Origin of the sequence: Flavihumibacter sp. ZG627 (assembly GCF_000814325.1) — a bacterium.
GTDB lineage: Bacteria > Bacteroidota > Bacteroidia > Chitinophagales > Chitinophagaceae > Flavihumibacter.
The window spans coordinates 95,670-118,440 of sequence record NZ_JPHF01000010.1; the positions used below are offsets into that span (position 1 = coordinate 95,670).

A 22,771-nucleotide genomic window follows, 5' to 3' on the forward strand; every position below is an offset into this window, starting at 1 on the left:
TCTCCGCTTCGTGCTAATCTTGTGTCTGTAACATTCACAAAAAAATTGCAATTATGAAAAAGCTCCTCCTCCTCGCTGCATTTTCCGCGCTTTTATTTGCCTGCGGTGGTGCACAGCAAGAAGACCAGCAGTCAGAAAATTCCGAAACAACAGACTCAAAACCGGAAGCAGCCGCGTCTCCGGATGGTGTAGGTAAATTCAAAGACGTACAGATTCCAGCTACATTAGATGCTGCCATGGCAGAGAAAGGGAAATCTGTTTATGAAGTTAAATGTTCTTCCTGCCATAAGCTAACAGATGAAAGGCTTGTAGGTCCGGGCTGGAAAGATGTTACAAAAAGAAATACAGCAGCCTGGATCATGAATTTCACCACTAACGTTGATGAGATGCTGAATACAGATCCTAAGGCTCAGGCACAATTAGAGATTTGTCTGGTACGTATGCCCAATCAAAATTTAAGCGATGATGATGCCCGTCATGTATATGAATTCATGAGGCAGAATGATGGAATAAAATAATAAAGCCTAAAAACAACCCAACAATGAACAATCTTTCAAAATTAGGCATCGGACTACTGGTCTGTTTTGCAGCCTTTAGTTTCAATGCTTGTAAACCGAAGAACACAGGTAGTGCTGTTAGTGGTGATGCAGCCGCCAAAGCTTTTGTAGCACCTGGAAAGTATGATGAATTTTACAATTTCGTTTCCGGTGGTTTCAGTGGTCAACTTAGTGTTTATGGTCTTCCTTCGGGCCGTCTGTTCCGTGTAATCCCCGTTTTTTCTGTTGATCCTGAAAAAGGATGGGGTTATAGTGAAGAAACAAAAGCGATGCTTACAACCTCACATGGTTTCGTTCCATGGGATGACCTCCACCATACTGAACTCTCCCAGACCAATGGAGAGATAGATGGACGCTGGGTTTTCGGTAATGCCAACAATACACCACGTATTGCCCGCATCGACCTGAAAACATTCCGTACTGCAGAAATCATCGAGATTCCAAACAGTGCTGGTAACCACTCCTCCCCTTTTATTACTGAAAATACTGAGTACGTTATTGCTGGCACGAGGTTCAGTGTTCCACTCGACAATTCAAATGGTGATGTACCCATCAGTTCTTACAAACAGAATTTTAAGGGTACTGTATCCTTCATCAGTGTTGATAAAACAAGTGGTAAAATGGATATCGCCTTCCAGTTAATTCTGCCAGGTGTAAACTTTGACCTAAGCCATGCGGGTAAAGGACCAAGCCATGGATGGTTCTTCTTCAGCTGCTATAACAGTGAGCAGGCAAATACACTACTAGAAGTGAATGCTTCTCAGCGCGATAAAGATTTTATCATGGCAGTGAACTGGAAAAAAGCAGAAGAATATCTGAAAGCAGGCAAAGGCGTTAAGCAGAAAGCTAGCTATAGCCGCAATACATGGGATGAGAGTACACATAGTGGCAAACATGAAATGCTTACAGAAGTGATGACACTTGATGCAGTTGCGCTTAAGGACATCGTTTATATGATTCCCTGCCCTAAATCACCCCATGGTTGCGACGTTGATCCAACTGGTGAATACATTGTGGGAAGCGGTAAACTTGCTGCCCTGATTCCTGTATTCTCATTTAGTAAAATGCAGAAAGCAATTGCTGCAAAAGATTTCGAAGGTGAATACGATGGTATACCTGTAATCAAGTATGAATCTGCCCTGCATGGTGAAGTTCAGAAACCCGGACTTGGACCATTGCATACAGAGTTTGACGAAAGGGGTAATGCCTATACTTCATTCTTTGTTTCTTCAGAGATAGTGAAATGGAATGTAAAAGATCTTAAAGTATTGGATCGCGTTCCAACTTATTATTCAATCGGACACCTTAGCGTTCCTGGTGGTGACACCCGTAAGCCAAATGGAAAATATGTAGTAGCCTACAATAAGATCACCAAAGACCGCTACCTGCCAACAGGCCCTGAACTTGCACAGGCAGCACAGATATATGATATAAGCGGAGATAAGATGCAGCTTATCAATGACTTCCCAACTATTGGTGAACCTCACTATGCGCAATCGGCCCATGCTGATGTTATCCGACCTAATTCAATTAAAATCTTTAAGATCGAAGAAAACAAACACCCTTATGCAGCTAAAGGAGAGAAAGAATCTAAGGTAGTGCGGGAGGGCAATAAAGTTCATATTTATCTAACTGCTATAAGGTCACATTTCTCCCCCGATAATATTGAAGGAATATATGTGGGCGACGAGGTTTATTTCCACGTTACCAACCTGGAGCAGGACTGGGATGTTCCACATGGTTTTGCTGTGAAAGGTGCAAAAAATGCAGAACTACTCATTATGCCGGGCGAAACACAAACCTTGAAATGGGTTCCTGAAAAAGTTGGAATCTGGCCTATATACTGTACAGATTTCTGTAGTGCATTGCACCAGGAAATGCAGGGATATGTGAGAGTGAGTCCAAAAGGAAGTAATGTTCCTCTAACATTTAGTTTAGGTAAGAATAGCTCTGACCCAAAAGCGCCAGGGAACAACAGTAACAGCGACAGCACCAAAAAATAAAGCCATAGCTCAAAGGTCTGCCGCCACCGGCAGACCTCTTTTTTTATCTCACTAATAGTATGATCATGATCAATAAGCTAAACCCAGTAACCCGAATAATCTGCGTGGTTGCGGCTATTGCCCTGGGGGCGGTAATCTTCCTTCCAATGTGGCGTATTGACCTGATGGCGCCGCAATATCCGGAGGGACTTTTTCTTCAGATTTACCCTAACAAATTAGGCGGAGATATTGATATAATAAATGGATTGAATCATTATATAGGGATGAAACATATCGCTGAAAAAGATTTCATTGAATTTACTGTTTTACCCTGGCTAATAGGATCACTTGCATTCTTCGGAATACTGGCTGCCGTCATAAACCGCAAATGGTTCTTTTATACCTGGTTTGGTTTCATACTTGCTTTTGGAGTTGTTGCAATGGCTGACTTCTATATCTGGCTTCATAATTACGGTCATAACCTGGATCCTACAGCAGCAATAAAAGTACCCGGACAAAGCTACCAGCCTCCGTTGATAGGATATAAACAACTGCTCAACTTTGGTGCCTACAGTATGCCGGATACAGGTGGATGGATTTTTGTGGGCGTAGGACTCGCATTGATTTTTGGAATGTGGCTCGAACTTCGTCATATTATAAAAAAATCTCCCCCGAGAGCATTCACGGCATTATTGATTCTGCCCATGCTCCTATTGTCCTCATGCCAAACCGGCCCCAAAGAGATCCCATTTGGTTAAGCAGCTTGCGATCATTGCAGGATGACTATCATGGATAATAAATATGGAACAGAACTGGTAACTACAAAAGGAAAGGTATTTTTCTTTGATGACCTTACCTGCCTTCTGGAGTATAAAAAAGCAAATCCCGGTACAGAGATTAATGAGGGATCAATTTATATCAGCGATTTTACAGGATCAGGAAAATTACTATCACCTGCATCCGCTGCATTTGCAAAAGGCGGGAATCTACGTGGTCCGATGGGTGGGGATGTTGCAGCTTTTGCCTCTGTGGCGGACAGAGATGCATTTATCAAAGACAATAAATCTATGGCTGTGGAATGGAAAACAATTGTACCATAATGTTTAAATTTCTTATCATCACGATAGGTTATATGCTGCTGTTAAATTGTCCATCAGCATATGCAAGAACTTTTACTGTGCAACCGGGTCAATCTATCAAGGCTATCATTGAACAGGCTCATGACGGCGATCTGATTCGCGTATTAGCCGGCACATATAAAGAGAAGGGCATAGTTATCGACAAATCCATCGTATTGATGGGCATTGGAAATCCAGTACTTGATGGCGAGAAGAAATATGAAGTAATATCCATCACAGCTCACAATGTGGTAATAGAAGGATTTACTATCATTAATTCAGGCTACTCAAGCATGAATGAACTTGCCGCTATTCGAATTATAAATGCAAGTGGTGTAGGTATCCGTAACAACAAACTGCTGAATAATTTTTTTGGAATCTACTGCCAGCATGCATCAAAAGCTTATATAGCCAATAATACAATCAGTAGTAATGGCATAAGTGAACTGGAAAGCGGTAATGGAATCCATGGCTGGAAAAGCGACAGCCTCGTTATTTACAATAACAATATAAGCGGGCACAGGGATGGTATTTATTTTGAGTTTGTAACGCACACGCTGATCATGAAAAATAACAGCCATAAGAATATAAGATATGGGCTGCACTTTATGTTTTCCAATGACGACACCTATCTGGATAATATCTTCAACAATAATGGATCAGGAGTAGCAGTAATGCACAGCCGTCGCGTCATTATGCTTAATAATGAATTCCGTGAAAACTGGGGAAGTGCTTCTTTTGGTATCCTACTGAAAGACATTTCTGATAGCCATGCAGAAGGCAACCTCTACTATAAAAATACCGTTGCCATTTATATGGAAGGAAGCAGCCGGACACTCATAAGAAGAAACAGATTTAGCAACAATGGCTATGCCATAAGGATCCAGGCAAGTTGTGATGATAACACCATTGAAAAGAATAATTTCTCCGGCAATAGTTTTGATATAGCAACCAATGGTTCGTTGGTGCTGAATACTTTTAATGGCAATTTCTGGGACAAGTATGAAGGGTACGATCTCAATCGCAATAAGATCGGCGATGTTCCCTATAGGCCCTTAAGTGTATATGCCATGATCGTGGAAAGAAATGCAACGGCTATGATGCTGTTCAGGAGTCCGGTGGTTGGCCTGCTGGAAAAAGCAGAAAAAGTAATGCCTGGTCTCACACCCGAAAATCTTAAGGATGAATATCCATTGATGAAACCATTACCGTTATGATTATCGCTACAAACGTAAATAAGCAATTTGGAAAGCTTCGGGTATTGAATGACATTTCCGTTAATTGCAATAAATCACAAACCATTGCCCTTATCGGTCCTAATGGTTCCGGGAAAACTACTTTCATTAAATGCCTGCTGGGAATGGTTATTCCGGATAGTGGATTTATAACCGTTAATGAAAAAAACATTGCACGCGATTGCCAATATCGCGAACATATTGGTTATATGCCCCAGATCAGCAGGTTTCCTGATAATATGACCATTGAGCAGGTAATTGATATGGTAAAGGATATCCGCGGTAAGAAGTCTGGGCTTGATATGGAGTTGGTTGAGGCATTCGGATTACCCGCTCTTTATAAGAAGAAAATGAGGACCCTTTCCGGCGGCACCCGGCAGAAAGTAAGTGCATGCCTGGCTTTTATTTTCGATCCCGCCATTCTTATACTTGATGAACCAACAGCTGGCCTTGATCCTATATCAAGCGAAGTGCTAAAGGAAAAGATAATGAAAGAAAAGTCAAGAGGAAAACTCACACTGGTTACATCTCATGTATTGAGTGATCTTGATGATCTTGTAACGGAGATCATTTACCTCCAGGATGGATCACTAAAACTGCATAGTTCCGTTGCAAATCTGCGAAAAGACACAGGAGAAGAAAAATTGAATAAGGTGATTGCAAAGATCATGAGAGAACAGGTAAAATAATTCTATGAAAAAAATCATTAAATATATATTGATCGATATCCTCAAGAACAGGATCATCATTGCATATACGGCGCTGCTTTTCATCGTATCACTGAGCCTTTTCATGCTGGAAGATAATCCTTCCAAGGCAGTGTTGGGGCTTCTCAATATCACCCTCATCATTGTACCCCTGATCAGCATTATTTTCTGTACCATTTACCTGTATAATTCAAGCGAATTCATTGAATTATTAGTAGCTCAACCCATAAAAAGAACCAAACTATTATTCGGGATATATCTTGGACTAATCGGATCATTACTCCTGGCCACCACTGTGGGTTTAGGTATACCTGTCTTGTTATACGACCCGGGACCAACGGGCATGACATTACTGATGACCGCAGGGGCTCTTAGTATTGTATTTGCTTCACTCGCATTATTATCGGCTGTTATTACCCGTGATAAAGCAAAAGGCATTGGTTTGGCACTGCTGCTATGGTTTTATTTTTCCTTTATCTATGATGGCCTGGTATTACTAATACTCTTCCAGTTTGCCGACTATCCAATGGAGACGGCAATGATTGCTCTCAGTGCACTCAATCCCATCGATCTGGGGCGAATTCTATTGTTATTGCAACTTGATATATCAGCAATGATGGGCTTTACCGGAGCACTTTTCAGAGATTTCTTCGGGAGCAATCTTGGGTTATTATTTGCATCCCTGGTTATGGTGGTCTGGATGGTTATACCTTCATTTATTGCCATCAGAAAATTCAAGAACAAAGATCTTTAGTAGCTTATGAAAAAAGATATCACCGGCAGGAAAGACATTGAACTGTTGATTAACAGCTTTTATAAAATAGTGAAGGAAGATCCTGTGATTGATTATTTCTTTAATGATGTAGTAAAGGTGAACTGGGAGAAACACCTCCCTACCATGTATGACTTCTGGGAGAACATACTTTTTTATACCGGTGTTTACAATGGTAATCCTATGGCCATTCATAAAAACCTGCATCACCTTTCACCACTGAAAAAAGAACATTTTGAGCAATGGTTAATGATATTCAGCAATACGGCAAACAGCTTATTCAGTGGCCCGAATACAGATTTGATTATTCAGAGGGCGCAGTCAATTGCAACGGTAATGGAATTAAAAATTCTCCATCCCGCCAATATCGATTAAATAAAAAAGGTTTGAAGAAAACTTCAAACCTTTTAAAGGATTTTTATTGAGGTAATAAAACCTCATCAATCACATGGATGATGCCATTACTTGCAGGAACTGATGCCAGAATTGTTGCTTTTCCATTCACCATTATCTTACCATCTTTAACACTGATATTGATCTTACCTCCATTGGCCTGACCAAGTACCTGGCCATCAGACATATAATCTGTTTTGATTACGCCAACATAAACATGATACTGCAGAATATTTTCCAGGTCAGCTTTCTTATCAGCTTTCAACAATCCCTCAACGGTACCAGCAGGAAGTTTATCAAAAGCAGCATTAGTTGGAGCAAACACTGTAAAAGGGCCAGCATTGGAGAGAACATCTACCAGGCCAGCAGCTTGAACAGCTTTAACCAGCGTGGTATGATCTGCACTTCCGATAGCAACTTTGACAATATCCTTTTGTGATACATCATCCTGTACGGCAGATTGTCCGGCTATAATAGCACCTGATTCAACAGCGGATTCTGTTGCCTTGGTTTCTGTTGCATTATTATTGCAGGCAGTTAAGAAAAACAGCATCGCACAGGAAGCGATGCACCAGTTTGTCAATTTCATACTATTGTTATTTTGGGGGTTGAATAATTACCCGAAAATATTGCGCATGTCACACATACATTATGATTCCTGCTATGATGTTCCTATGATTTTTGTCATAAAAAAAGCAGGTAGTAGACACTACCCGCGTTACACACACATGAGAAAATAAAAAGTTCAGGATTGCAATTGCAAAGTTTGCAGTGGCGTCTTGTTGATCATTTGTAAAAGACTCATTTCTATATTGCCATGCCTGTTGTTATATCTGTATTCACACTCCTTAATATGGAGGTAAAGGGTATTCCTGTTAAGTCCGCGAAATTTCAGCAGACGGTTTCGGGTAAGTCCCCAGAAGCCGGATATCTCATCGCTGAAATGCCTGCCATTATTACCGGCATCCCGCCGGTATAGCCGCCAGTTTGAAAAATCAGCAACTGCATGAATAGTGGCCATGGGTCCTGCCTCCGCATGGGCGGGTTGTTGCCACTGTATAAGACTGTCTCTGTCAAGATCAGACAGACCTGCAGAATATACCTGACCATTCCATCTTGTAAACCCGTAATAAGTTGTTTTAGGAAAATCTCCCGGTTGCTGACCAGAGAGAAGGTAATTCTCCGGTAATTGATGCGATGGAAATGTACTGTCGCAGTGGTGCGCCAATTTCGTCCGGATCATTTTGAGGTATGCGTTTATTGTAACGCGACTAACGCCTGTGATCTCTGCAATCTGGGTTGCGGTCAGGTCTTCACAAAACAGGTTAACGATCTCCCTCGACTTTCGTTCTGAAAGGTGGGCGCCTTTAAGCATTTTGTTTTTCATCCGATAAGGTTTGGTTTTGGTTTAATTACGAAAAACTTCGGAGGTAAATTTCCAACCAAATACTTGCAGCAAAAACATAATATACACCAACCGGGTAATGTGTGAGGAGGAATGGATTTAATAAATGATGGAGGGTTAGGAGCTGGCTAATTTTCAAGCATAATCCGTATCCGCTGGGAGAGTTTGGGGGCACTGGGCAACATAGCTGCTTCAAGTATTGTATTCATAGGTACGGCAGGCAGGTTTAATGCACCCATTACTTCAACAGGGGCATCCAGCCACTGAAAACAATTAAATGAGATCCGGCCTGCAAGGGCTTCGGCAAAGGAATTGTTTTGTTGTTCTTCGGTAAGCACAATACATTTTCCATGCTTTCGGACTGTTTCATAAACCAATTCCTCATCAAGTGGAAACAGTGTGCGGAGGTCTACCACTTCAACCTGTCCGGGGAATATAGCAGCAGCGGCTTTGGCCCAGTGTACACCCATGCCATAGGTAATGATACAAACCGAATCACCCTCTTCAACTCTTGTCCGGAATGCTTCTAATGCAACTGCCGCTTTTCCAAGCGGAAGCAGATAGTCTTCGGATGGCTCAATGCAGCGGGCACCGTCTGTGCCAGGCACCTTGCTCCAATACAAGCCTTTATGTTCCAGCATTATAACAGGATTAGGATCAAGGAATGCAGCTTTCATCAATCCCTTCATATCCGCAGCATTGGAGGGATATACAATCTTAATTCCTTTAATTGTGAGAAGGGTTGATTCAATACTTCCGCTGTGATATGGGCCTCCCCCACCGTATGCACCTACTGGCACTCGTATCAGGGCCTGTACAGGAAATTTGCCACAACTCAGATAGCATGATTTTGAGATCTCCGTCACCAATTGATTAAGGGCTGGATAAATATAATCTGCGAATTGAACTTCCACAATTGGCTTCAATCCCACTGCACTCAGTCCTACAGTTGATCCAATAATATATGCTTCCTGGATCGCAGTGTTAAAAACCCTGTGATCGCCAAACTGCTCCGCCAGTGTAGCTGCTTCACGAAAGACCCCACCCAGTCGCCTGCCTACGTCCTGTCCATATAAAATGGCCGTCGGATCATCCTCCATTATTTCCCGGATAGCGAAAAGTGCTGCATCTACCATCATGATACGGTCACGGCCTTTTGGTTCGCGGGTTCCTGATTCAACCGTTACCGTTGCAGGTACAAATACATGGTCAGAAACCGTATCAGCATCAGGTTCTGAAGCCTGCACTGCCTTTTGAAAATCAATTCTTACCTGCTGCTCCGCCTCTGCCGCGATACTATTAAGTTCCTCCTCTGCCAATCCTTTGTCGAGCAGTGAAGAACGGAGTTTCAGATAAGGATCACGCATGGCCTGACCAGCCAACTCCGCCGGCTGGCGGTAAAACTCCTTTCTTACACCACTTGTATGATGGCCCAAAAGAGGAACAAGTGCCTGAACCAGGAAGGGTCTCCTTTCCTGACGTACAGTTTCTACAACAGCTGCCAGCGAATTATAGCTTTCCTCAAAATCACTACCATCAACCCTTATGCGATCAAGCCCTGGAAAACCAGCGGCATAGTCATATGCATCCATTCCCCTGGTTTCCTCTGCTGTGGCACTTATGCCCCAGCTATTGTCCTGAACCAGATAGATGATGGGAAGTTGTTTGAGAATGGCAAACTGGAAGGCCTCACTTACTTCACCTTCTGTAATGCTGGCGTCTCCAAGAGAACAAACCACTATGGGTAAACTTCCTTCGGGAGTTCGGATCAGTTTCGTGGGAAGATGTTCCTCAAGGTATTTAATCCCTTGTGCTATACCGGTGGTGGGTATCACCTGCATGCCGGTGGCACTGCTCTGATGAATGATAGTTGGCTTTTGACCATCGCGGTAGTTGGGATGTGAATAGTATTCCCTCCCTCCCGTGAATGGATCATCGGCCCTGGCGAGTAATTGAAGCATCAGTTCGTAAGGTGTAAAGCCTAAACCCAGCAGCATGCTTTCATCGCGGTAATATGGACTCACATAGTCGCCTTTCTTCAGAAAACCTGCCATGGCAAGTTGAATGGCCTCATGCCCGCGGGAGGTAGAATGCACATACTTACAAACTGACCGGTTCTGTTCATAGGTCTCAGTCATATAATAGGCCAGACTCATATGCCGAAAGGTCTTCTTCAACAGGTCGAGTTCAATTCCATTCATAACTGTAACAATCGGTGGCAAATATAAACGAACAACCGTTAGTATTACCGGGAGGGCAAAAATAAAACTGCCCCGAGGCAGTTTTATAATATTTGTACCTGAATTTATTTTATCTCTATATTGAACATAGACTTCCCTTCCAAAAAACCTTCCAGTTCATCTCCTACCACGCATTCGCCTACGCCGGCAGGGGTTCCGGTAAAAATAAGGTCACCGATGTTAACCGAGAAATAATTAGAGATCTGTGCTACAATAGTATCAAAATTAAAGATCATAAGGGATGAGTTTCCTTCCTGAACCACTTCCTTATTTTTCTGAAGACTAAAGTGAATCTCTTTTTTACCCTTAATTTCTGTTAGTGGAACCCATTTACCGATCACTGCTGAATTATCCCAGGCTTTTGCCTTTTCCCAGGGGAGGCCCTTTTCTTTGAGCTCATTCTGGATATCACGTGCGGTGAAATCTATACCTACGGTAACCGCATCGTAATATTTGCTGGCATAACGGTCTTGTATATACTTACCGTTCTTACTGATGCGAAGCACCAGTTCAGCTTCATAATGGAGTTCATTGGTAAATTCGGGATAATAAAAAGGGGTATGTGCCTGGAGCAGGGCACTTTTAGGTTTCATAAAAATTACGGGCTCATCTGGCACATCGTTGCCCAGTTCTTTGGCGTGTGCCACATAGTTACGGCCTATGCAGAATATTTTCATATTCAAGAGGGTTTAATGATTGAACAATCATAGAATTATAATGACCATATGGTCCTGGCATTACATAGGGCTATTGAACTGCTTGCGGGGTATCCGTGGATTGCGAAAATAACCATTCATAATCAATAATCATAACTTGAATAGCACATTGTTAAACTGATTCATTGCAGTTGAAAGTCCGGCCATTACAAACTGCTCTATCAGTTCAACACTTTTTGTGATCTTAAGTAATACCAGCGGCCATTCATCACCTTTCCATTTGCCAAGTACAAAATCAGCCTGCCGCCCTTTGGGGTAATTGCTTCCAATACCAAAACGAAGCTTCGGATAATCTACTGTTTCCAGAGATTCCTGTATGCTCTTTAATCCGTTATGACCGCCATCGCTCCCACTCCCCCTTATTCGCAGCCGGTCAAGTGGCAATGCCAGGTCATCAACCAGTACAAGGATATTTTCATTTGGGATCTTTTCCTTATCGCGCCAGTATTTCACAGCTTTACCACTCAGGTTCATATAAGTAGTAGGCTTTATAACCAGCAACTGTTTTCCCTTTATTTTTATTTCAGCAACATCGGCAAGTCGGTCGGCCCTGAATTGGCCCCCATGCTTTTGCACAAGGGATTCTACAATGTCATAACCGATATTATGCCGGGTCTGGGCATATTCATCTCCGATATTCCCAAGACCTACAATAAGGTATTTGTTCATCAGGAATCAAATCTACGGTGATTGCAAAAGTTGTAAAAATGAAAAAGTGAAAGGTAATACTTTCACTTTTTCATTTTTCTGTACTGATCGCCAGTTTATTTCTTAGCAGTTTTTTCTTTATCAGCTTCTTCCTGCTTAAGCTGACGTGTCATAACTATTGATGCAATGGGAATACGTGGAGATATCATGATCTCCATATTATCTGCTTTTACATCTTCAACACGAATGTTTTGATTCAGTTCGAGGTTGGTGATATCGAGTTCAATACTTTCCTTCAGGTATTTCGGAAGGGTTTTCACTTTCAATGCCTTGATCTTTGTTACCAGCTTACCACCAGCTTTTACACCAGCAGGGGAACCTGTTAGGTGAAGGGGAAGTGAGGCAACAACTTTTTTGTCTTCAACCAGCTCCTGAAGATCAACATGTGTAAGCAGATCAGAAACCTTGTCAAACTGCATATCCTTCAGGATACATTTGTAAGACTTGCCATCGATCTTTACTTCTGCAAGTAGAAATTCTGCAGTATATACCAGTGCCTTGAAGGCCTTTGCTGGTGCTACGAAATTAATTTCTTTCTCACCGCCGTAAATTACACCTGGCACTTTCTCCTCAGAGCGAAGTTGGCGGGTGGCTTTTTTCCCGGTTTCGGTCCTGAGTTGTCCTTCGATTGTAATTGTTTTCATTATTGTTTGTTTTTAAAAAAGCTTATTTCATTGTTCTTCCTTGATCTTTTCCTGCTCGCGCCTTTGCGAATGAATGAAAAGACTGGTAATACTTCTCTGCTCAAATGCATTTCTCAATGCCTTTCCAAAAAGATCTGCCACTGATAACACCTTTATCTTCTCTACATCCTGTTTCAACGGAATGGTATCACAAACCACTAGTTCTTCGAGCACGCTGTTGGCAATATTTTCATACGCCTTACCACTCAGAACTGGATGCGTACACATTGCCCTTACCGTGGTAGCGCCCTTCTCCATAAGCAAACCGGCACTTTTTGCGAGCGTACCCCCCGTATCACAGATATCATCTATCAATATCACATTCCGATCAGTAACATCTCCTATCACCACCATGCTTGCTATCTCATTTGCCCGCTTTCTGTGCTTGTCACAGATCACCATTTCGGCATTGAAGTAACTTGCTATTTCCCTGATTCTATTGGCACTTCCTACGTCAGGGGCCGCAAAGGTAAGGTTTTCCAGTTTTAGTTGCTCTATATATGGTATAAAAATTACAGAACTGTCGAGGTGATCCACAGGTATGTCGAAATATCCCTGGATCTGCGGGGCGTGTAGATCCATAGTAATTACCCTATCGGCGCCTGCAGCAGTTAACATATTGGCAATCAACTTACTACCAATTGCAACACGGGGTTTATCCTTTCTATCCTGCCGAGCATAACCATAATATGGAATAACAGCTATCACCTTATAAGCCGATGCCCTGCGGGCAGCGTCTATCATTAGCAATAACTCCATGAGGTTGTCTGAGGGCGAAAATGTGCTCTGCACCAGGAATACTACATCTCCCCTGATACTTTCCTGGTATACAGGCTGGATCTCTCCATCGCTGAATTTCTGGATATTGATCTTACCCATCGGAATTCCATAGCTGTTGGCGATCTTTTCTGCCAGGTATTGGGAGCCGGTACCGGAGAAGATTTTTGCGGTCATAGATGTAGAGTTGGTGCGGCGAAGATAAACATTGGCAGAAAAAGAAAGTCCCTTAAAACAAAAAAGGTCATACCAATGGTACAACCTTCTACTATTTTAATCTTCTGCTTTACCTGGATGCTACCAGGGCATGGGCAGTGGCAGATGGCTGAATCCCTTTCACAGCACCAATATCAGCAACTTTACGGCTACTTACAGCCTTAAAAATAGCAGAACAGATAAAGATGGAAAAGAAAAGCGCAACCACATAAATCCCAATGCAGAATAACATCGATTGGAAGCCTCCTAAGAGGTTGAATGTACGGGCGTTCATGGACATTGATTTTAAAAGTTTTTCAAAAGGATCAGTTTGGATATTGGGTTAAAACCCTGTTTTCTGGCATAAAATTATTGATTAATCTTACCTCATGCAAGAGCGGAACTACTCAATTAAATCATGGGCAAAAGACGATAGACCAAGGGAAAAACTACTTAGTAAAAGTCCCATATCACTCAGCGATGCAGAATTGCTTGCCATTCTCCTGAATAATGGCAATCGCGATCGTTCTGCCCTTGACCTGGCCCGCGACCTGATGCAGTTGTGTAGAAACAACCTCCAGGAACTGGGCAAATTATCTGTTTTTGACCTGATGAAAGTAAAGGGAATCGGGGAAGCAAAGGCAGTGATCATCACTGCAGCCATGGAACTTGGCCGGCGAAGGCAGGCTGCACTGGCACTCGACTGCCCCATCATAACCAGCAGCAGGGATGTTGCGCTTTACCTGCAACAGCTATTCCAGGACTACCGACATGAAGTTTTTGTGGTACTATTTCTCAACCGTGCCAATAAGATCCGTCATTCAGAAATTATAAGCTCCGGGGGAATTACCGGAACAGTGGCCGACCCGCGGATAATTATGAAAAAAGCAATTGAACAGGAAGCCGTAGCACTGATATTAAGTCATAACCATCCCTCGGGCAACCTGAAGCCCAGCAAAGCCGATGAAGAACTTACCTACAAAATTCGGGAAGCCGCAAAACTCCTTGATATCAAGGTCATGGACCATATTATAGTGAGTACTGAAGGCTATTTCAGTTTTGCGGATGAGGGTCTTTTATGACCACTAAGCCTGTGCAGCTGGACCCCCGAAATTCATTGGGATCTGAACCTCTTCAAGGTCTTTGATCTCACCATTCACATCTTCAAAACGGTCAATATTTTCTATAAGGGCCTTCATGAATCTTTTGGCATGCTGCGGAGTGAGAATGATCCTGGATTTAACCCTGCTCTTGGGAGTACCGGGCATTACATTTACAAAGTCGATAACAAATTCTGCGTGAGAATGTGTAATGATGGCAAGATTTGCATATTCCCCTTCTGCTACTTCTTCGGATATTTCAATGTTCAGTTGGTTGGCAGGATTATTATTGCTGTTCTCCATATAATCGATTTAATGTCCAAAGCTAATAAAAAGCATTCTTGTTTGGTTAACGACTGAGCATTAACTGGCATTTCCATTCAGAACGCCGGTTACCTATGATCTCGTCATAGCCTGAGCCCACTGTTTCCCTGTTATTGTAAATTGTTTGAGCCCAACGCACCCACCATTGAATTTTGAGACCTTTCAGAATCATATCCCTGCGAAGCTTCCCCTGGAGCTGAAAGTAATATCTCCAGCCCTTATCATAAAAGGCCGGAATAGAAAATGAATATAGCAGATCACGCTCGTAGGCATAAATACGGGCATCATAACCATCGGTATTGAAATAATGTAATCTTGCGGAAATAACATGAGAACTTGGTTTAGGCTGAAATCGCGCATCCCCGTAAAAGGCAAAGCCCTGGTTCTGTTTTGATGATTTTTCAAACCAAACCTTGTCTAACCTGGCGGCAAATACCCATTGAGTGTTGACTATCTTTTCAAAATGTATCCTTGCATTTTTATTCACCTTCGGCACAATTTGATTGATGACCCGGCCTGTTTCATTTTCCTGCTTTGAACTACTCCGCAACCGAAGTATTCCCTCCCATTTTTTTCTTTTGGTATAAGTAAACTGCAGTAGCCATTCTGAACCATTGCCCGGAGCATCGGCCCGGAACCGAAGCCATGGAAACCGGTAAAAGTCAACATATGCCTGCACCTTCCAGGAAGGGTGTGGCAGAAGGGTTAGACCCATATATGTACCTACTTCATTGCTGACATTTGTATTTTCTGAAAACGTACGCGCATACAAGCTTTGATAGCCCGGATGAAGGTTACGGTAAACAATAGCCATATCAGCTTTTTGATTCAGGTTTATTACCAATCCCTGGATCATTGCAAGCCCGGTTTTACAGGTTGCCGCTTCCCCGAAAACAAATAAGTTTCGGATGCTGAGGCTGTAATGCATGCCTGCATTCCACCAGTTTGTTCCCCTCATTTTGAATAGGTTATAAGGCGCATCTCTGGGAATTAATGGGAAAGAAAAATTATATCTTATCATGCTGATGCCTCCCCGAAATCGTGCTCCCAGGTATTGGATGAGCGCTCCATAAGTCATTTGCGAAATCTGTTTTCTCCCTGTCCTTTCTCCGGGGGTGCGATGATATCCGGATTCATTGATGCTACTAAAACCAATTATGTTACCAGAATCAGCCAGGAGACTTCCCGAAAGCTTTCTTAATGAACCGAAAACCGTAAGCTCATATCGATTCTTTTGCAATTGAAGAGCACTGCCTCTGTGAAAATTAAACTCGCCTCCTGATCGGTAAGGCTGTAGTGTATTCCCCTGCCGGTAAACAGCCATAGCCTCACTTGTTTTACCAAAAGCAAGGCCTTGCCACTGAACCAATCCCTGCCCAATATTTACGGTGTAATCTCCCACTGCTATTGTTTTAATTAAACCTTTCCTGCGAACAAAAAAATGGAAACTGGTAAAATCGGGAAGAGAAGAACCTTTTGTTATCAGGGTTTCGCCGGCATCTTTATCACCTGTAAAGCCATACCATAAGTGTTGCTTATATTGGTATGTGTGCCTGAAGAAAATACGTTGCGGACTACCAGGGTATACTTTTACACCCATACTGTCTGGGGTTGTCCCCTTTAGCCTTTCTACCAGTCCACTTGTTCTCATAAGCAGCTGGTGATCGCCACGTTTAAGTAAATTAATAATGTTCCCATCACCTGCATCCTCATCCGAAAAACGAAAGAATTTCCCAATTTGCCTGATAAGGTCCGGCGACCAGTGGGGAATTGCCTGCAATTCATATTTACTTCGGATAGAACCAAAAACCTCCCGGTAATTGAGGAAAGAGGCTACCTGGAGAGGGGTTAACCGAAATATCCCGGCAAGTAATGGTCCATCTATTCTGTTTATGGAAAGTGGATGCGCCACCAGATGCTGAAGATCTAATTGCAAATCATTATTCTCTATATCCGATTCAGTTAGCTCTGCCATTGCTTCAAGGGCAAGTGGATCAGCCTCGCTTCCCTCTTGCGTAAATGATATAGTTGAAAATAATATGAGCATGCAACTTAGTATCAACCTTATCATCTTAATTCCTTTATAGCGGGTGAATACTGAAGTGCAAATCCGGGTGACCAGCCAAGTTGTGGGTGCCAGGCTCCCAACACGCTCAGCCTAAGCTTTTGATAGATCCAACCTGATTCAAAATCAAGACGCATAGGACTGCTGATCACCCTGATTGCCAGCAGTAGTTTTGACATGGCCATATACTGCAGAGAAGTATTTACAACAGGTGTTCTTTCTGATATAATTAGTGCCAGGTCAGTATAAAATGAGGGGGCCCATTCTTTTCCTATACCCGCAATAACTCCAGGATAAAAGTTGCTGCTTTTTGTTTCATCGCTTTCAAAGAAAACAGATATAGCTGTTTGCAGTGCATTCACATTCCTGGCTACTGAAGCCAAGGCCCGGTAGTTCTTCAACCCGGCATAGCCTCTTGCTTTGCTGTTTAAAACATCTAAAGAAATACCGACACAATAATCTTCACCTAATTTCCTGCCGCTTGCCAAATAAAATTTCATCTCCCTGAAATCAGGATTTGCCAAATTGCTAATGCCTGCTGCAATTGAAATATTCTTCATTATACTGCTAAGTGCACTGATCCTGCTGGCCGACAAGCCGGGTATCATATAGGGTTTTGTTGTCACAATCCTTAGAACCAAATCCGCTTCAGCCGCTAAGGCGGCAGGATTTATCAACGCGGCTTCCGGGTTTAAAAAGTTATGGCTCCATGCACCAGCCGCAGCGGAGGATCTATCAAAAAGGTCCTGGGCTTGTAAACCGGCACACAGCAGCCATAACAACATACACACACACGCACACTTCATACAAGGGCAAGATCCAAAGATTCAGTTATGTAGTCAAGCGTGTTTTAACGGTAATCATGACCGTTATAAAAACAATTCTGGCCCCGCAGATGCGAGGCCAGTAAATAAGCGGGGTCTTTAAAATAGGGTGGTAAACATTAATAAATATCCCAGAAAAGTTTTGTCTCTACTTCATCACCTCCAATGGCTGAAGAAGCGGAAGCATAGCTATCGGGATTGAGTGTCTGTTCATTGATTGGATAGGTTAGTCTGTTCGGGAAACCAGATTCAGGTTCTGCAGGAGGACTTAGAAGCGGGAAATCCAGCCTGCGTAATTCCACCCAACCAATGTATGGACGGTTGTGAAGGGCTATCCATTTTTGCAAACCAATTTTGGCTTTCCACTCACCTGGTGCAGATGCATACGCAACTGATGGTTGTGCCAGGTATGCTGTGGCTTCCGCTTCAGTACCTCCCCAATAAATAATAGAAGCACGTATAGCATTTGCATAATGCTCAGCTGCAGTACCCGCAACATCCCATCCTCTTGCAGCAGCTTCTGCCCTAAGAAACTCAGCCTCAACATAATCAAGCAACAAATGAGGAAGTGCAGGATCTTTTATTAACTCACTTGGCCGGGCAACGGTTGCATAAGCATTGTTTTCCCCAATAATTCCGCCAACATATTTTCCATCATTATTTGGATCAAAGAAAGCCTCTAACCTTGGATCATTCAATTCAACCATTTTATCGAGCAAAGGTTTTCCGGCAACCATATCTGCTCTCCCACTTTGTACAAGGTCAACCCAAATGGGGTTTGTATTGGGAGATGCAGACAGAAACTGGAAGGCTGCATTATCTGCCGAACTGGTAAATCCATTCTCTTCAGCCTCTTCAAATTTTTGTTTTGCAGTATCATCAACATCTGCAACAGTCATGGCCAGCCGCATTTTAAGGGTGTTGGCAAATTTGATCCAGCTGCTTACATCTCCTTTATAGATGAGGTCGGCTTTTGCACTAAAACCTTCACCCTCCGTACTTAAGGATGCTATACTATTATCTATCCTAACAAATAGATCATCATAGATCTCCTTCGCATCATCATATGCCGGAAAAAGATTATTAAAATCATTTGACTCAGAATATGGAACGTCACCAAATGTATTTACCAGTATGGAGTAAACATAAACTTCCATCAGGTCAACAATAGCAGCCTGGTTCTTTAGAGTTGCTTCTGAAACCACACCGGGTTCAGTAGCAGTAATTATCTTCTTTGACTCCTTAAGGTCTGACAGAACATCACGATACATTCTTGTCCACCACGCTTGGGGAATATTCCTTGTAAAGAAGTCGTAATTAGGCTCGTCCTGGTAAGTAGTTGCAGCCCAATGTTGTACAGTAAACCTGAAAACATTCAGGTTCACATTCGGAGTTGCGAGTGCCGTGGTAAGGTTTACCAAACCATTGGAAAACAAGGTTTCTGCGGGCACTACTGCCGGCAATTTCTTTTCTTCATTAAATCTGGAGATATCCTTTGTACAGGAGATCATCGTCATTAATGTTATTGCGGTTATTATCAGATAATTTTTCATAACATTCATCTTTTAGAATTTCAGTTTAAGGTTTAGTCCAATTTGCCTTGTGGTTGGATAGGCTCCACTCTGGTATCCTTGTGCATTTCCTGCAGAAAGATTTTCCTCGGGATCTGCATAAGGCAGATTCTTGTGGATGATCCAGAGATTCCTTCCAATCAGGGAAAACTCTATACCCTTAAAAGGATCCAGCCTGTCGAGCAGCGAAGGTGGTAGTGAATATGTTAGATTTAACTCCCTTAACTTAACATAGCTGGCATCATAGATAAATGCTGCTGCCGGATTGTATGCATATCCGTAGGTTCCATAATCATTCGGTACGCGGAGCGTGTTCGCTTTGCCATCGGCAGTAACTCCAGGAACAATAATACCACCACCATCTTCTAAAGAATTTCGGGATGGATTGCCTAAGTCATTAAGACCAACTGTTTCCGGATAGATACCCGTTGCAAGTCCATAATAAAGATCAAGTGAGAAAAGATCTCCACCATGACGAACATCGATCAAAAATCCAAGCGAGAGATCTTTATATTTGAAAGTGTTGTAAATTCCTCCTATCCAATCGGGGTTCATATTACCGATAACATTATTGGTTGATGAAGAAAGAGCATAACGACCATTATCCCTTACAAGCTTTCCGCCATTTTCATGGTACACCCATGTTCGGCCCATGATTGCACCATATGGCTCATTCAATGTTGCATTTATTGAAACACCTCCCTGGAATGTAGCTATCTGCAGGTTTTTACTTTCACCAAACAGGGCAGTCACTTCATTCCTGTTTCTGGTCCAGTTAATATTTGTAGTCCAACTGAAATCCCTTGTTTTAACAGGCGTGCCAAAAAGAGATAATTCAATTCCCTTGTTCTGTACATCACCGGCATTCTGCCATTTGCTGCTATATCCACTTGCATTGGAAACAGCAACCGGAATAAGCTGGTTAATAGTATTGGTGATATAATAGCTCGCATCAAAGCCAAGGCGGTTACCGAAGAAAGCCATTTCAAGTCCTATTTCCTTACTATTGGTTCTCTCAGGAAGCAGTTCATTATTATTCTTTGAATCAGGCAGTGTAAACAGGATTGTATTTCCGAATGGGTTTGGCTTACTATACACATCGGCTACAGCACCCCATGGGGCATCATTACCTACTTCCGCATAGTTTGCACGAAGTTTTCCATAAGATAGCCAGCTTACATCTTTCAGATTTTCGGAAAACAACCAACTTCCGGAAACAGAGAAATATCCATATTCATTATTGCCGATAGGCAGAGTAGAAGAGCGATCATAACGATATGTTCCATCAAGTGTCAGAAAATTCCGATAACCGATAGTGATCCCACCAAAATAACCGTCTACTGCAACGGGCTGATATGATTCGGTAGGTGCATTCACAGGATTTAATGAGTTGCTGATGGAATATAATCCCGGTACCGCCAACCCTCCATTTGTTGATGCAATAATTGATTCAAACCTCGACCGCCTCATATTCGTGCCAAGCAATGCCTGCAAGTTAAAATCATCATTAAGATCCTTATTAAAATTTGCCATCAGATCATAATTGGTTTCCTGGAAATGCCTGTTAGCACGAGTGTATCCTGGTACATCTACACTACCCACTGCTGTTCTGTCTTCCCTCAGCTCATCATAAATGTCAGTAGAGATTCTTCCCAGAAAACTCAACCATTCCGTGGCCTGGTAATTCAGCGAAATATTTCCGAATACGCGGTTACGCTCGTCATTATTAAAGCTTTCATACCGCATGAAGTAAAAGTTGTCAGTATAAATGGGACGTGTTCCTGCAGCAGTTGAAGGATCCTGCCAGTTCCAGGTGATATTTTTTCGGGTACGGAAGTAAGCTTCTTTTTGTTCTATATTGTCAACATTCGTTTGGTACCACTGCCGGAAGTTCTGGTTTACATTCTTTCCTGAATAACCGGTACCATATCTTCCCAGGCCCTCAACTTTTGAGACGTTCACATTTGTTGTGGCAGTCAGGCCCTTTGCTATTTCATAACCTGCACCGAAGTTTATTATATTCTTTATTACTTCACTATTTGGCAGTATACCCTTCTCCTGGCTCCTTGTATAACCAACCTTAAAATTTCCTTTATCATTGGCACCATCAAGCATGATGCTGTTGTTGTTGGAAATGGGTTTCTCGAAGAAAGTTTCAGGTGTGTTTTGCGCTGCTACCCAGGGTTTGGGCTTTTTATAATAGGGGGAGGTAGGGTCGAAAGCATCCCAATGGAATACCATCAGGTCTGGATTAAATTTGTCGCCGTAGGAAGCATCTTCACTGGTAGGAACAACCAGGTCATCCTGGCCATCCCCATCCACATCAAAATAAAAGAAGCCCGGGTTCTCGGCCGGTGAGCCATAAGCTGCCGAATAACCAGCTCCATATTGATTCTGGTACTTGGCAAATGTCTCTTTATCTATTGAACCGAAAGTGACCCCTGAGTTAATGGTTATTCCTAATCCTCTTCTGCTTTTTTTGGTTGTGATCATGATCACGCCATTGGCTGCACGTGAGCCATAAAGTGCTGAGGCGGCAGCCCCTTTCAGGATGTTGATAGATTCAATATCATCCGGATTTATATCGGCTGCAGCATTTCCATAATCCACGCCCCCCCTACCAGTCATCTGGTTGGTTGAGTTACCGGTGGCGTTATTAATAGGCACACCATCCACTACAAAAAGTGCCTGGTTGGTATTGGTAAGTGATTTTGTTCCACGGATCACAACATTAGTAGAACCACCTATACCGTTACCCTGGCGGATCTCTACCCCGGAAACTTTGCCGGATAATGCAGCAGCAACATTGGCGATACGAGTATTATTTACTTCATCCCCTTTTATTTGTTGTGCCGCATAGGGAAGGGTGTTTTTGGCTCGCCGAACTCCCAGCGCAGTAACAACTACTTCACTCAGGTTATCCTGCGATACAAGTGTTACCGATATAATATCCTGGTCAGCTACAGTAACCTCAAAACGCTCGTAACTGGCAGCTGTGATCTCCAATACATTACCTTTTTCCGCACTAATTGTAAAATTTCCATTCTGGTCGGCCGCAATACCTGTGTTAGTACCTTTTATCTTGACCGAAGCAAATGGTATGGGATTACCGCTTGCATCTTTCACTTGCCCGGTAATTTGCCGGACCTGTCCATACACCAATGCCACCAATAGCAATAGTGTAAACATCAGGGATGTTTTTCTCATATATATCATTTTTTAAGTGGCGGGTCACATTAACCCAATAAGAAAAGTATCTACGGTAAGAGATTCAGGAAGTGTGGTAAAACGAATTGGCCATTTGTCTTTACTCAGGGGAAATGTTCTAATCCTTGCTTGTGGAGCTGATAGTACCATTTATTAGACAATAAATTTAACAGAATGCTGTCTTCAACATTA

General features: G+C 42.6%; 21 protein-coding genes and 1 pseudogene. 9 read left to right on the forward strand and 13 right to left on the reverse strand.

All coding sequences use genetic code 11. The features are described 5' to 3' along the window. Positions 1–53: 53 nt before the first annotated feature. The 8 genes and pseudogenes from HY58_RS16180 (at position 54) to HY58_RS16215 (ending at position 6,746) form a co-directional block, all read left to right on the forward strand. The gene (locus tag HY58_RS16180; RefSeq protein ID WP_039134390.1) at positions 54–518 is read left to right on the forward strand and encodes a c-type cytochrome; all 465 of its coding nucleotides are present in this window, start codon (positions 54–56) and stop codon (positions 516–518) included. A 23-nt stretch (positions 519–541) separates the two neighbouring features. Beyond that, positions 542–2,560: a Sec-dependent nitrous-oxide reductase gene (gene nosZ, locus HY58_RS16185; protein WP_052324222.1), complete on the forward strand. Its 2,019-nt coding sequence runs from the start codon at positions 542–544 to the stop codon at positions 2,558–2,560. Positions 2,561–2,625: 65 nt separating this feature from the next. Then, positions 2,626–3,297, forward strand: coding sequence for a hypothetical protein (locus tag HY58_RS19565; protein WP_253271595.1), 672 nt, complete (start codon positions 2,626–2,628; stop codon positions 3,295–3,297). A gap of 15 nt (positions 3,298–3,312) precedes the next feature. Further along, positions 3,313–3,639 (forward strand): annotated as a pseudogene (locus HY58_RS19900) (nitrous oxide reductase accessory protein NosL); the annotation flags it as partial. Next, entirely contained in the window at positions 3,639–4,874 is a 1,236-nt protein-coding gene (locus HY58_RS16200) for a nitrous oxide reductase family maturation protein NosD (protein ID WP_082022200.1), read from the forward strand. The pseudogene HY58_RS19900 and the gene HY58_RS16200, both read left to right, overlap by 1 nt. Continuing rightward, complete coding sequence (locus HY58_RS16205) at positions 4,871–5,581, forward strand: ABC transporter ATP-binding protein (protein ID WP_039134396.1); 711 nt, start codon at positions 4,871–4,873, stop codon at positions 5,579–5,581. The genes HY58_RS16200 and HY58_RS16205 overlap by 4 nt, the downstream gene beginning before the upstream one ends. Before the next feature lie 4 nt (positions 5,582–5,585). After that, positions 5,586–6,353 carry an ABC transporter permease subunit gene (locus tag HY58_RS16210; protein WP_039134398.1) on the forward strand — a complete coding sequence of 256 codons (768 nt, stop codon included), beginning with the start codon at positions 5,586–5,588 and terminating at the stop codon, positions 6,351–6,353. A gap of 6 nt (positions 6,354–6,359) precedes the next feature. Next, the gene (locus tag HY58_RS16215; protein ID WP_039134402.1) at positions 6,360–6,746 is read left to right on the forward strand and encodes a group III truncated hemoglobin; all 387 of its coding nucleotides are present in this window, start codon (positions 6,360–6,362) and stop codon (positions 6,744–6,746) included. Between the two features lie 43 nt (positions 6,747–6,789). On the opposite strand, the gene HY58_RS16220 is transcribed toward HY58_RS16215, so the two are convergent. From HY58_RS16220 to HY58_RS16255, 8 genes are all read right to left on the reverse strand, one after another. Continuing rightward, positions 6,790–7,353, reverse strand: a complete 564-nt coding sequence (locus HY58_RS16220; protein ID WP_039134405.1) for a fasciclin domain-containing protein — start codon at positions 7,351–7,353, stop codon at positions 6,790–6,792. A 156-nt stretch (positions 7,354–7,509) separates the two neighbouring features. Next, positions 7,510–8,151, reverse strand: a complete 642-nt coding sequence (locus tag HY58_RS16225; RefSeq protein WP_039134408.1) for a hypothetical protein — start codon at positions 8,149–8,151, stop codon at positions 7,510–7,512. A 146-nt stretch (positions 8,152–8,297) separates the two neighbouring features. Next, a complete protein-coding gene (locus HY58_RS16230) occupies positions 8,298–10,370 on the reverse strand; it encodes a thiamine pyrophosphate-dependent enzyme (RefSeq protein WP_039134411.1) in 2,073 nt (690 codons plus the stop codon). A gap of 104 nt (positions 10,371–10,474) precedes the next feature. After that, complete coding sequence (locus HY58_RS16235; RefSeq protein WP_039134414.1) at positions 10,475–11,086, reverse strand: fumarylacetoacetate hydrolase family protein; 612 nt, start codon at positions 11,084–11,086, stop codon at positions 10,475–10,477. A 129-nt stretch (positions 11,087–11,215) separates the two neighbouring features. After that, positions 11,216–11,794, reverse strand: coding sequence for an aminoacyl-tRNA hydrolase (pth, locus tag HY58_RS16240; protein WP_039134418.1), 579 nt, complete (start codon positions 11,792–11,794; stop codon positions 11,216–11,218). Positions 11,795–11,889: 95 nt separating this feature from the next. Further along, complete coding sequence (locus HY58_RS16245) at positions 11,890–12,477, reverse strand: 50S ribosomal protein L25 (protein WP_039134421.1); 588 nt, start codon at positions 12,475–12,477, stop codon at positions 11,890–11,892. Positions 12,478–12,504: 27 nt separating this feature from the next. Next, positions 12,505–13,470, reverse strand: a complete 966-nt coding sequence (locus HY58_RS16250) for a ribose-phosphate pyrophosphokinase (RefSeq protein ID WP_039134424.1) — start codon at positions 13,468–13,470, stop codon at positions 12,505–12,507. 109 nt (positions 13,471–13,579) lie between these two features. Beyond that, the gene (locus tag HY58_RS16255) at positions 13,580–13,783 is read right to left on the reverse strand and encodes a hypothetical protein (RefSeq protein ID WP_156123727.1); all 204 of its coding nucleotides are present in this window, start codon (positions 13,781–13,783) and stop codon (positions 13,580–13,582) included. A gap of 94 nt (positions 13,784–13,877) precedes the next feature. Between HY58_RS16255 and radC the strand changes: the two genes are divergently transcribed. Beyond that, positions 13,878–14,570 (forward strand): DNA repair protein RadC, encoded by a 693-nt coding sequence (gene radC, locus HY58_RS16260; RefSeq protein ID WP_039134429.1) that lies wholly within the window; start codon positions 13,878–13,880, stop codon positions 14,568–14,570. 3 nt (positions 14,571–14,573) lie between these two features. On the opposite strand, the gene HY58_RS16265 is transcribed toward radC, so the two are convergent. From HY58_RS16265 to HY58_RS16285, 5 genes are all read right to left on the reverse strand, one after another. Continuing rightward, positions 14,574–14,891 carry a DUF3467 domain-containing protein gene (locus HY58_RS16265; RefSeq protein WP_039134432.1) on the reverse strand — a complete coding sequence of 106 codons (318 nt, stop codon included), beginning with the start codon at positions 14,889–14,891 and terminating at the stop codon, positions 14,574–14,576. 46 nt (positions 14,892–14,937) lie between these two features. Continuing rightward, positions 14,938–16,959: a hypothetical protein gene (locus HY58_RS16270; RefSeq protein WP_156123728.1), complete on the reverse strand. Its 2,022-nt coding sequence runs from the start codon at positions 16,957–16,959 to the stop codon at positions 14,938–14,940. Positions 16,960–16,979: 20 nt separating this feature from the next. After that, complete coding sequence (locus HY58_RS16275) at positions 16,980–17,585, reverse strand: hypothetical protein (RefSeq protein ID WP_156123729.1); 606 nt, start codon at positions 17,583–17,585, stop codon at positions 16,980–16,982. Between the two features lie 335 nt (positions 17,586–17,920). After that, complete coding sequence (locus HY58_RS16280; protein WP_039134515.1) at positions 17,921–19,354, reverse strand: SusD/RagB family nutrient-binding outer membrane lipoprotein; 1,434 nt, start codon at positions 19,352–19,354, stop codon at positions 17,921–17,923. 12 nt (positions 19,355–19,366) lie between these two features. Beyond that, complete coding sequence (locus HY58_RS16285) at positions 19,367–22,579, reverse strand: SusC/RagA family TonB-linked outer membrane protein (protein WP_039134517.1); 3,213 nt, start codon at positions 22,577–22,579, stop codon at positions 19,367–19,369. Between the last annotated feature and the right edge of the window lie 192 nt (positions 22,580–22,771).